Source organism: Xenorhabdus vietnamensis (genome assembly GCF_002127535.1).
GTDB classification, from domain to species: Bacteria; Pseudomonadota; Gammaproteobacteria; order Enterobacterales; family Enterobacteriaceae; genus Xenorhabdus; species Xenorhabdus vietnamensis.
In genome coordinates, this window is the sequence record NZ_MUBJ01000001.1 from 249,699 (window position 1) to 261,896 (window position 12,198).

The 12,198-nt window shown below is 40.1% G+C and carries 9 protein-coding genes and 1 other RNA gene; 5 read left to right on the plus strand and 5 right to left on the minus strand.

Features of this window, described 5'->3' with window-relative positions:
• Positions 1-78 precede the first annotated feature (78 nt).
• The 4 genes from Xvie_RS01085 to Xvie_RS01100 all read left to right on the plus strand — a co-directional run bounded on the left by Xvie_RS01085 (position 79) and on the right by Xvie_RS01100 (position 4,556).
• Complete coding sequence (locus Xvie_RS01085; RefSeq protein WP_086107563.1) at positions 79-549, plus strand: Lrp/AsnC family transcriptional regulator; 471 nt, start codon at positions 79-81, stop codon at positions 547-549.
• 58 nt (positions 550-607) lie between these two features.
• Positions 608-2,356, plus strand: coding sequence for a SmdA family multidrug ABC transporter permease/ATP-binding protein (locus Xvie_RS01090; protein WP_086107564.1), 1,749 nt, complete (start codon positions 608-610; stop codon positions 2,354-2,356).
• Entirely contained in the window at positions 2,349-4,118 is a 1,770-nt protein-coding gene (locus Xvie_RS01095) for a SmdB family multidrug efflux ABC transporter permease/ATP-binding protein (RefSeq protein ID WP_086107565.1), read from the plus strand. The genes Xvie_RS01090 and Xvie_RS01095 overlap by 8 nt, the downstream gene beginning before the upstream one ends.
• A 168-nt stretch (positions 4,119-4,286) precedes the next feature.
• Complete coding sequence (locus Xvie_RS01100; RefSeq protein WP_086107566.1) at positions 4,287-4,556, plus strand: P-II family nitrogen regulator; 270 nt, start codon at positions 4,287-4,289, stop codon at positions 4,554-4,556.
• A gap of 210 nt (positions 4,557-4,766) precedes the next feature.
• On the opposite strand, the gene tesB is transcribed toward Xvie_RS01100, so the two are convergent.
• Positions 4,767-5,624: an acyl-CoA thioesterase II gene (gene tesB / locus Xvie_RS01105; RefSeq protein WP_086107567.1), complete on the minus strand. Its 858-nt coding sequence runs from the start codon at positions 5,622-5,624 to the stop codon at positions 4,767-4,769.
• 669 nt (positions 5,625-6,293) lie between these two features.
• Here tesB and ffs point away from each other — a divergent pair.
• An RNA gene (ffs, locus tag Xvie_RS01110) (signal recognition particle sRNA small type) lies at positions 6,294-6,390 on the plus strand.
• Positions 6,391-6,477: 87 nt separating this feature from the next.
• Here the strand turns inward: ffs and Xvie_RS01115 are convergent.
• From Xvie_RS01115 to Xvie_RS01130, 4 genes are all read right to left on the minus strand, one after another.
• Positions 6,478-6,681 carry an HHA domain-containing protein gene (locus tag Xvie_RS01115; RefSeq protein ID WP_010845060.1) on the minus strand — a complete coding sequence of 68 codons (204 nt, stop codon included), beginning with the start codon at positions 6,679-6,681 and terminating at the stop codon, positions 6,478-6,480.
• A 47-nt stretch (positions 6,682-6,728) separates the two neighbouring features.
• Positions 6,729-7,097, minus strand: coding sequence for an Hha toxicity modulator TomB (tomB, locus tag Xvie_RS01120; RefSeq protein WP_086107568.1), 369 nt, complete (start codon positions 7,095-7,097; stop codon positions 6,729-6,731).
• A gap of 623 nt (positions 7,098-7,720) precedes the next feature.
• Complete coding sequence (locus Xvie_RS01125) at positions 7,721-10,870, minus strand: efflux RND transporter permease subunit (RefSeq protein WP_086107569.1); 3,150 nt, start codon at positions 10,868-10,870, stop codon at positions 7,721-7,723.
• Positions 10,871-10,884: 14 nt separating this feature from the next.
• Positions 10,885-12,084 (minus strand): efflux RND transporter periplasmic adaptor subunit, encoded by a 1,200-nt coding sequence (locus Xvie_RS01130; protein ID WP_086107570.1) that lies wholly within the window; start codon positions 12,082-12,084, stop codon positions 10,885-10,887.
• Between the last annotated feature and the right edge of the window lie 114 nt (positions 12,085-12,198).

Sequence of the window (12,198 nt, forward strand, 5' to 3'; positions counted from 1 at the left end):
CTTACATTCAGAGAAATAGGTTGTTATTTTTCTTAGTTTATCCGTTATATTTGGGAAATATTTCTACAGGATTTAGATATGTTAGACAAAATAGACCGTAAGCTACTGGAATTGCTTCAACAGGACTGTAGTCGATCCCTGAATGTGCTGGCTGAAGCTGTTAATTTGACTTCGACACCTTGCTGGAAACGCCTCAAACGACTTGAAGATGAAGGTTATATTGTTGGAAAAGTTGCATTGTTAAATGAAGTAAAACTCGGTTTGGGCCTGACAGTGATCGTAATGATTAAAACTCAGCAACATAGCAGTGAATGGTATGAGCAATTTGTCACCTTTATAAAAGAGATGCCAGAAGTCTTAACATTTTATCGAATGGCTGGTGAATATGATTATCTAATGCATGTAGAAGTTGTTGATATGAAAAGTTATGATCGTTTCTACAAGCGTATGGTAAATGGGGTTTCTGGTTTGATCAATGTCACCTCTAACTTTGCAATGGAAAAGATAAAATATACAACGGCGCTGCCAATACCAGATTCAGTAATATAAGGATCCCTTTGGTTGGTAGGTGCTAACTCTTTCATTTTTTTATCTCGGGAATAGGCGTGTGAGATTATTTTCACAATTAAGCTGGTATTTTATTAGTGAATGGCGGCGTTACTTGGGAGCTGTTATTTTTCTCGTTATGATTGCGGTGCTGCAACTCATTCCTCCCCGATTGGTTGGGATTATCGTTGATGGCATTAGTTCAAAAACGATGACATCCCGTCAGTTATTAATGTGGCTAGGGGTAATGCTGGTTATTGCTTTGGCAATATATGGTCTTCGATATGTTTGGCGTGTATGGTTGTTTGGTGCTTCTTATCGGTTGGCTGTTAAGTTGCGTAGTGATTTCTACTTGCGTCTGAGTAGTCAGAATCCTGAGTTTTATTTGCGTCATAGAACAGGCGATCTTATGGCTCGTGCAACAAATGATGTTGACAGAGTTGTTTTTGCTGCGGGTGAGGGAGTACTTACTTTAGTCGATGCTCTAGTCATGGGATGTGCTGTCCTCATTGTTATGAGTGTGGAGATCAGTTGGCAATTAACAGTGCTATCACTATTGCCCATGCCCGTTATGGCTTTAGCAATTAAGCGTTATGGTAATCAGCTTCATCACCGTTTTAAATCTGCGCAAGGCGCATTTTCTGTCCTGAATAATCATGCACAGGAAAGCTTGACTAGTATCCGTATGATAAAAGCGTTTGGATTGGAGAAGCTGCAATCCAATCAGTTTGAAGAAGTTGCTATTGAGGCCGGGCGTAAAAATATGCATGTTGCACGTGTAGATGCGCGTTTTGATCCCACTATTTTCATTACTATCGCTGTTGCAAACCTCTTGGCTGTTGGAGGAGGCAGTTGGATGGTAGTGAATGGCTCTATGACTTTGGGTGAATTGACTAGTTTTGTGATGTATCTGGGATTGATGATCTGGCCAATGTTGGCATTGGCATGGATGTTCAACATTGTTGAAAGAGGAAGTGCTGCTTATACACGTATCCGCAGTTTGTTGCAGGAACCACTGGTAACTGAAGACGGCAAGCTGTTCTTGTCGTCAGAACGGGGAAACTTACAGGCAAATATTAACAGATTTATCTATCCCAGAAATGATAATCCCGTTTTGGAAAATATTAGCTTCCATTTGGAGCCAGGGCAGTTATTGGGACTTTGTGGGCCAACGGGGGCAGGGAAAAGTACTTTATTGTCTTTGTTGCAACGGCAGTTTGATGTAACCGATGGAGACATTTTTTTTCAGTCAAAAAATATTTCTGCTCTTCGAATAGAAGAGTGGCGTGCTCGATTGGCGATTGTCAACCAAACACCTTTTCTGTTTTCGGATACGGTTGCAGGTAATATTGCATTGGGACGGCCTAATGCAACTCAAGAGCAAATAGAAGAAGTCGCTCGTCTGGCAAGTGTACATGATGATATTTTGCGATTGCCTCAGGGATATCAAACAGAAGTGGGGGAACGCGGTGTGATGCTTTCTGGTGGGCAAAAACAGCGTATATCCATAGCTAGGGCTTTGCTGTTAGATACGGAGATTTTAATGCTTGATGATGCTCTGTCGGCTGTTGATGGGCATACAGAACACCAGATTATGAAAAATCTCAGCCAATGGCGGCAACAGCGTACCATTATTATCAGTGCACACCGTCTGTCAGCATTAACGGAAGCAGATAATATTTTGGTTATTCATAATGGTACGATTGCACAGCAAGGCCAGCATAAGCAGCTTATTGTTCAATCTGGTTGGTATTCTGATATGTACCATTACCAACAACTAGAAGCTGCATTGGATGGTGATAATGACTAAAAATCATATGCGTAAGCTATGGCCATCATTAAAGCGCCTGCTTTCTTACAGTAAAAATCACCGTAAGCCGATACTAATTGCTGTATGGATGCTATGGGTTGCTGCATTGGCAGAAGTGAGTGGACCTCTGCTTGTGAGTTACTTTATCGACAATATGGTAGCAACGGGGAACTTACCGCTTGATGTTGTCGGTGGGCTTGCCACAGTATTTTTAATTTTGCAGCTTATTTCTGCTGTTTTACACTATTATCAAACGTTATTTTTTAATCAGGCATCTGTGGGAGTGGTGCAGATGCTTCGTACTGATGTTATGAACTCAGCATTGCGTCAGCCATTAAGTACTTTTGATAATCAACCCGTTGGACAACTGATATCCCGTGTAACAAATGATACTGAGGTCATTAAAGATCTGTTTGTTAATGTGATTCCTACAGTGTTTCGTTGTGTTGCATTGATTGGAGCGATGCTGATAGCCATGTTTGTTTTGAATTGGCGTATGGCATGTGTTGCGATCATGATGTTTCCTGCGGTCTTGCTTGTAATGGTGACTTATCAGCGTTTCAGTACTCCAATAGTCAGGCGAGTTCGTGGTTATTTGGCGGATATTAATGATGGCTTCAATGAAGTCATTAATGGAATGACTGTGATTCAGCAATTTCGTCAGCAAGCTCGTTTTGGTGAGAAAATGTTGGCTACTAACCGAGCACATTATCAGGCTCGCATGCAGGCTTTACGGTTAGATGGCATCTTGTTGAGGCCATTATTGAGCTTTTTCTCTGCCGCAATATTGTGTGGTTTACTTTTATTATTTGGGAACAAAGGCACTGAAATTATTGGTGTTGGTGTGCTGTATGCCTTTATTAACTATCTTGGTCGGTTGAATGAGCCATTGATTGAGTTGACCGCACAGCAATCAGTATTGCAGCAGGCAGTAGTTTCAGGAGAACGGGTTTTCGAACTTATGGATAGCCCGCAGCAACAATATGGCAATGATCTACGAGCGTTAGAAAGTGGCAAAATTGATATTGCAAATTTAAATTTTGCCTACCGCAGTGACAAACTTGTCCTGAATAATATCAATCTGCATGTTCCTCCACATGGTTTTGTGGCTTTGGTTGGGCATACAGGGAGTGGAAAAAGCACTCTGGCCAATTTGATCATGGGGTACTATCCATGGCAAGACGGTGAGATTTATCTTGATGGACGCCCTGTATCTTCGCTTTCTCATGCAGTATTGCGTAATGGAGTGGCGATGGTGCAGCAAGACCCTGTTGTTCTGGCCGCTTCATTCTTCAACAATATCACGCTAGGGCGGGATATCAGTGAAGAAAAAATATGGGAAGTGCTGGAATTGGTTCAATTAGCTAATTTTGTCCGTAATTTACCAGATGGTCTGAATTACGTACTGGGAGAACAGGGAAATACACTTTCTGCAGGTCAAAAACAGCTTTTGGCAATGGCTAGGGTTTTAGTACAAACGCCACAGATTCTTATTTTGGATGAGGCAACGGCGAATATTGATTCTGGGACAGAGCAATTAGTACAGAAAGCTTTGGGAATGATACGTAAACAGACGACATTGGTGGTAATTGCCCATCGTCTTTCAACCATCATTGAAGCTGATTCAATATTAGTGCTGCATCGTGGTGCAATTGTTGAACAAGGGCAGCATCAACAGCTATTGGAAAAGCGTGGGCGTTATTATCAAATGTATCAACTCCAGCAGGTTGGTGAAACTTTGAATGAACCAGTGTACATTTAGTGTGCATTTTAGTGTGTATATGGGGACAGATGTATTTTCTGTTCCTTTTTTTATCCCTTCTTTAGAAATGTTTTTTCGATAACGGATTGATTAAATTTCATTTTTAACTTCTGGCATATCCTTTGCGTTTATTCCCTTGTGCCAACGTGGCAAACAAGCGGGGGAAACATGAAACTAATCACTACCATCATAAAGCCATTTAAGCTGGAAGAAGTGCGGGAGGCGCTTTCTGATATAGGTATACAAGGTATGACTATAACTGAAGTAAAGGGATTTGGACGCCAAAAAGGCCATGTTGAACTTTATCGGGGCGCTGAATACAATGTTAATTTTTTGCCCAAGGTAAAGATTGAGATTGCTACCAATGATGAACGAGTAGAGGAAATTATCCATATTGTTCAACAGACTGCTTTCACAAGTTGGTTGGGCTGCGCATGAGTATTGAAGCAGAAAGGGAAGGAGTTGATATTACTTCACATGGTGAAAGCGCTTATAACTGAGTATTTTTATTTGTTTGAAAATAGGTAGCTGTGCCGTATTAACAGAAAAGGTTAGTAATAAAAACACCAGTAAAAAAAATCAGTAATGGAATAGCAGTGAGAGAATAGTATTGATTTCTGTTATTACGGCATACGGTATTGATTTAATTCATTGTAGCCTTCGGATCACTCCCTCTTGAACAGCAGAAGCAATAAGTACACCTGAACGGTTATAGATATGCCCACGAACAAAGCCACGGGCTCCTGATGCTGATGGGCTTTCGATTGAATAGAGTAACCAGTCATCCATATTGCAAGGACGGTGATACCACATTGAGTGGTCAATTGTGGCTATTTGCATATTTTTCTCCATAAATTTTATACCATGGGGCTGTAATGCCGTGGGCAGAAAATTAAAATCTGATGCATAGCCCAGTAAACAATGATGAATGAATGGATCTTCTGGCATTTTCCCATTGCTACGGAACCAAACATAACGCACGGGGACTTGGGATGAATGATTGGGTAGCTTTTGAAGAGGAACGAGTTTCATTTCCAAAGGTGCTGAGGAAAAAGTTTTTTTTAATTGAGTAGAAAGTGAACCAGCCATTTTGTTTACAGTTTCTTCTTGGGATTCTAACTCTTCGGGAGGAGGGACCAAAGGCATGGTATTTTGATGTTCAAAACTTTCTTCATGTCCTTGAAAGGAAGCTGTCATATAGAAAATAGGATGACCATTTTGTATTGCGCTGACTCGGCGGGCACTGAAACTTTTTCCATCACGTAACATTTCAACATCATACACAATGGGCTTGTGGCTATCACCTGGACGTAAAAAATAGCTATGGAAGGAGTGAATCATTCTATCATTTGCGACAGTTTGTTTTACTGCGTATAGAGCTTGACCTATTACTTGTCCACCGAACACCTGAGGAAATCCTAAGTCTTCACTTTGTCCTCGGTAAATTCCTTCTTCTATTTTTTCTAGATGTATCAATTTAATTAAGTTTTTTAATGCCTGGCTCATAACATGCCTTTAGCTTTTAAAAGCGTTTAATAAAGTATAAACGAAATGTTTGGATAATAAGTTTTTCGTTATTAGAAAATAAATGGGTTAAATTGTAAATGATATTATCTTTGTGTTTTTATTTTATATGTTAATTATCACTGTTAATTTTATTGATATTTACTAAATAATGCGAATGTATTTTTTGTTTATTTATTGATTTATATGGTTATTTTATCTTTGCAATGGGAGAGTGAGATGATTGGTATATGGTTTAAGTAGTTGTTGCGAAATTATGCGGTTTTCAGGTGATAAAACAACAATTCATTAGTGTTATTAAATATATTTACTTATTGTTGTATCTATTTACTATCTGTATGTTATATTTTATTTTTTGTCAACTATGAGTTATTAGCTTGAAAAAGTTGTAAGTCATTTGAAGTTTAATAAAATACTAAATGTATTTTATTAAGTAAAATCATTAAATAATAGAGTAATTAAAGATCAGCCAAGGACATAGGAAGAGAAATTTTTAGTGCCATAATTAAACCTTTGATGGCTGTTTTTGATTACTTTCACAACGTTATGGGTAATAAATCAGCATTCAAATGACGTTGCCTTGCTATTTCATTATGTTTGAAAGATAATAACCACCGCTTCGAAATTTGAAGCTAACGTCAATGGGGGCTCTGTTGGTTCTCCCGCAACGCTAACTTGTTAACTTGGTCAGGTCTGGAAAGAAGCAGCCATAGCAAGGGATGTGTGTGCCGGGATGTCGCTGACAGAGCCCTCACCAATTTTAAGCTCATCATCTTTTATACTGTCAGCCGATAATCGTTACCGGCTTTGTCACTTTCTATCTGAACACTAAACCTTAGCGGACAAACTTCCAAACAGATGATGGGATTTTATCGTATAGTTTATTCATAGTAAGTTCAGCTAAACGGTGGTCAGCTGCGGAGTAGAACAGCTCAAGTTCATCATCCGAAAGCTCGTATTTATTTTTTTCAATTACACGTTCCAGTGTTTCAATAGAAGTGCATTTTCTCAAACGCATCAGATAGTCAGTTTTAGTCATAGTTACCTTATCTTATTGGGAATAAAAAATAGTTAGAAATATATTTATCAGGTTTTGCTTAGAGAAGCATTCAAATCATGTAACAGAATCTTAGTTAACTGTTCGTTTGTTCTTTGCCATTTTGTAAGTTCAATAAAACTTATCTTATCGCTTCCAAACAAATTATATGTTTTATCTAGATAGTCATCAATTAAGGTACTTAGCGTGTAGTTTTCTGAGTATTTAATTTTAAAATTCCAGACAAAAGCTGCAATGTGTTCAATCAATTCGTTTAGTTTTAAGCTTTTCTCGGAGGTCAGATCGTGAATCCAATGATTATCAGTGCGATTCAGGACTGAAAACGCCTCATGAATTAAATTTTCACATAAGTATTTTAGTTCAACAATATCATGTCTTCTTGGTGAATATTCATCCATAATCACCTCCGTAAATAACACACGGCTTATTTGAACTAAGGCTTATAATGAGCTTATACATGCTAATTATTATAGTCATTCTTTTAGAATAGAGGCTATCAAAACATGATTATTATTTATTAATATTAAAGCCCTATTTTACGTATCTGCCAACTGGCATTTTTTAAACGGCTAATTTACGCTTGGTTATGACAAAACGCTTAGTTCTGGCAAATGCTGGCATTCTACTACGTAGGATAATCATATCTACATATTTTGTTAAATATATTGAATTATACTAATACAGTAGAAGATGTAGCAGCAATAGCACAGAAGTCATTATAGGCGATTGTATTGCGACTTTCAAAATCAATATAGTGTCATTATTACATATGTCACCATCGAGATGGAACACTTTTTACCATTAAAGGTGTGATCAAGAGAAAAACAAGGAAAGCTGCCAATTTATCTTCTGTTTATTATAAAAAATAGAAAGATGTTAATTTTTTAAACGTAACCTGTTTTTCGTAACTATTTATTTTAATTAGACTATGGGTGAAATTTAACGCAGGTATTGTAATTTGTTCCTTGAAGGATTTATTACCCATTTAAAAGGCCACTTATGTGGCCTTTTGTAGTTAAATTTAATGAGAAGTTGAGATGTGTTCAATCTCCTCATTTTTCTTCGTGAACCGCCGTTTAATGACAACGAAAAATACAGGGACAAAATAAATTGCTAACGATGTAGCTGCAATCATACCACCCAATACTCCTGTTCCTACGGCATTTTGTGCACCTGAACCTGCACCATTGCTTAATACCAGAGGCATAACCCCAAGCATAAAGGCGAGAGAAGTCATCAGGATTGGACGCAAACGCATTCTGGCAGCCTCAAGTGTTGCTTCTATTAATCCCTTTCCTTCCTTCTCTATCAGATCCTTGGCGAATTCTACGATAAGGATGGCATTTTTCGCTGACAACCCGATGGTAGTCAATAAACCAACCTTAAAGTAAACGTCATTATCCAGCCCACGCATTGATGTTGCCAGCAATGCGCCGATAACCCCCAGAGGGACGACTAGCATGACTGAGAACGGAACAGACCAGCTTTCATATAGTGCTGCCAGACAAAGGAATACAACAATCAATGACAGAGCATATAGAGCTGGAGCCTGATTACCGGACAGACGTTCTTGATAAGACATTCCAGTCCAGTCATAGCCAATTCCAGGAGGTAATTGTGATGCTAATTGCTCCATAAGAGCCATTGCGTCACCAGTACTTTGTCCCTGCCCTGCTTCGCCTACAATTTCCATAGAAGGGAGACCATTATAACGTTCCAAGCGCGGTGAACCATAAACCCAAGGCTCTTTTGATACATCTATGAACGCAGAAAACGGTACCATTTGGCCACGGTAGTTACGGACATATAATTTGCTGATATCACTTGGCAACATACGGGAATGGGCATCCCCTTGAACATAGACTTTTTTGACACGGCCTCGGTCGATAAAGTCATTGATGTAAGCACCACCAAACATCGTACTCAAAGTTGAATTGATATTGGACATAGACACACTTAGTGCTTCTGCTTTTTCCTTATCAATGTGAATGCGATATTGCTGTGTATCATTTTGCCCGTTGGGGCGGACGCTCGTCAGCATATTTGGATGTTGTACAACCATACCAAGCAATTGATTGCGAGCTTCCGTCAGAGCTTCATGTCCCAGATTTCCTTTATCAATCAATTGAAAATCAAAACCGCTGGCAGAACCCAACTCTACAATTGAAGGAATATTAAACGCAAAGACGATACCTTCCTTGATTTGAGAAAAACTCGCATTTGCTCGGCCAACAATGGCTGGAACCTTGTCTTTCGGATCCTTACGTTGCTCCCAATCTTTTAAGCTGATAAATGCCAGACCAGTATTTTGTCCCTGACCACCAAAACCGAAGCCATTAACGGTAAACACAGATTTAACAACATCTTTTTCTTCGGCATAGAAGTAATCATTGATTCGATTCAAAACCTTCTGTGTTTGTTCCTGAGTTGAGCCAGGTGGTAATTGAACCATTGCTAATAAAACGCCCTGATCTTCTTCTGGCAGGAAGGAGGAGGGTAAGTTCTTAAATATCCAACCCATGCCAGCGATCAAAATAACATAGATCACCAGGTAGCGCCCTGTACCACGTAACATTCGACCGATACTATCAGTATAATGGTGAGTGCTCTTTTCAAACAGGCGGTTAAACCAGCCAAAGAATCCTGTATGAGTTCCATGACTGCCTTTAGCAACAGGTTTGAGCATGGTCGCACATAGTGCAGGAGTCAGGATTAAAGCGACCAGAACAGACAGTATCATTGCTGAAACGATAGTGATTGAGAACTGGCGGTAAATCGCTCCTGTTGCACCTCCGAAGAATGCCATTGGTATAAATACAGCGGAAAGTACCAGTGCAATACCGACCAGAGCTCCTTGGATCTGCCCCATTGATTTTTTGGTGGCTTCTTTTGGTGATAGCCCCTCTTCCTGCATGACTCGTTCGACGTTTTCCACCACAACAATTGCATCATCCACAAGCAGGCCTATGGCAAGTACCATGGCAAACATGGTTAATGTATTGATGGAGTAGCCAAATCCAGCAAGGATGGCAAATGTACCAAGCAGTACAACCGGAACCGCAATAGTTGGGATTAAGGTGGCCCGGAAGTTTTGCAGGAACAGATACATGACAATAAACACCAACAGGATGGCTTCTGCTAATGTTTTCACCACTTCGAAAATAGAAATTTTGACGAATGGCGTAGTGTCATATGGATAAACAACAGTTAACCCTCGTGGGAAGAACGGCTCCATTTCAGTCAGCGTTTCTTTGACTGCTTTAGAGGTATTTAATGCATTGGCACCAGTTGCTAGTTTGATACCAACCCCTGCTGCGGGTTTGCCGTTAAAGCGACCAATGATATTGTAATTTTCAGCACCCAATTCAATGGTAGCAAGATCATGCAAGAGAACTTGTGAACCATCAGAATTCATGCGCAGCAAAATTTTGCCGAATTCTTCTGTTGAACTTAAACGGGTCTGTGCGATGATTGAAGCATTTAAACGCTGCCCTGGAACAGGTGGTGTTCCTCCTAATTGCCCGGCTGCAACCTGATTGTTTTGTGCTCTGATTGCACTGATAATATCCTGAGTAGATATTTTATAGTTGAGCAATTTGTCAGGGTTGAGCCAGATACGCATGGCATACTGTGTACCGAAGAGTGTTGTTTCACCTACACCAGTAACACGACTCAAGTTGTCTTTGACATTGGCTCCGACATAGTCGGCGATGTCATCTTGAGTCATGGAACCGTCTTGAGAGATGAAACCAGCTACCATCAAAAATGAACTGGTTGTTTTATCAACACTAACACCTTGTTGTTGAACTTCTTGAGGCAACAGTGGCATCGCCAATTGCAGTTTATTTTGAACCTGAACTTGCGCGATATCTGGATCCGTGTTCGCTTCAAAGGTCAGCGTGATATTCATACTTCCCGCTGAATCGCTACTGGAAGACATATACACTAGATTATCGATTCCATTCATATTCTGTTCAATAACCTGTGTTACAGTATTTTGTACTGTTGTAGCGTCAGCTCCAGGGTAAACTGCTGAAATAGAAATGGCGGGTGGAGCAATTGCGGGGTATTGCTCCACGGGTAATTTCATGATTGCCAACAGGCCAGATAGCATGGTGATGATCGCTATTACCCATGCAAAAATTGGCCGTTCGATAAAAAACTTAGGCATGAATCACCGACTCCTTATTGAGGCTTTTTTGCAGACTCATCTTGATTAGCCGTAGGCTTAGCATTCAGATCTGTTTCCGCTGGCTTAACCGTTATTCCCGGTGCTATTTTCTGTAATCCTGTGACGATTACTCTATCCCCAGCTTTCAGGCCATCTGTTACCAGCCATTTGTTACCGATTGCTTGAGTAGCATTGATATTACGCAATTCTACTTTGTTGTCTTTATCCACAATCAGAGCAGTTGCCTGACCACGAGGTGTTCTGGCAATGGCTTGCTGAGGAACCAAAATTGCATTTTTGCGTACACCTTCTTCCAATTTGGTGCGGACAAACATACCAGGGAGTAATTCTTCATTCGGGTTTGGGAATATGGCTCGCATAGTAATAGAGCCAGTGGTTTCATCAACCGTCACATCAGAAAACTCAAGGTAACCTTCTTGACTGTATTCTTGCCCAGTGTCAGTGATTAGGCGAATTTTGTTTTTTTTGCTTTCTTTTTGAACGGTTCCTTTTGCAATTTCATTTTTGAATCGCAGGTAGTCATCACTGGATTGGGTGATGTCAACATAGATGGGATCTAATTGCTGAACAATTGTTAGGGCTGTTGGCTGACCTGCAGAAACCAGTGCCCCTTCTGTGACGGTAGACTTACCCGCACGCCCAGAAATAGGCGATGTCACCTTGGTGTATGCCAAATTGATTCTGGCACTTTCCAGCGCTGCTTTAGAGGATTCAACATCTGCTTTTGCTTGGGCATAATCTGAATTTGCTTTATCAAATTCCTGCTTACTGACATATTGTGTGCCCAGCAAGGATTGATAACGTTCAACGGTTAAGCGGGAAACGTTCTCGTTGGCTTGTGATCTAGACAGATTTGCTTTGGCTTTACTATATTCTGTTTGGTAAGTTGCTGAATCTATTTGGTATAATGATTCCCCAGCAACAACATCATTTCCTTCTTTATAGTTACGTTTCAGTATGATACCGCCGACTTGGGGACGAACCTCAGCAACACGATAAGCCGATGTACGGCCCGGTAATTCTGTGATAACCGTTAGAGGTTCTGCCTTCAGCGTTACGATACCAACTTCAGGAGCATGCTGGCCAACAGCCCCTTGCTGTGTATTTTTATTGTCATTACATCCTGAAAGAATGAAATTGCCTGAAATTACCAGTAATGTAGCCAGAGGCAAAACTCCCCTGTTCTTTCGCATAAGTAAACCTCAATTTTTCAATGTTGATTTGCTAATCTAACAAGTGAAATCATTACTTCATTGATTAAGGGTGCTATAGTACAAACATACATGAATGTATGTAAATCAGCCTCA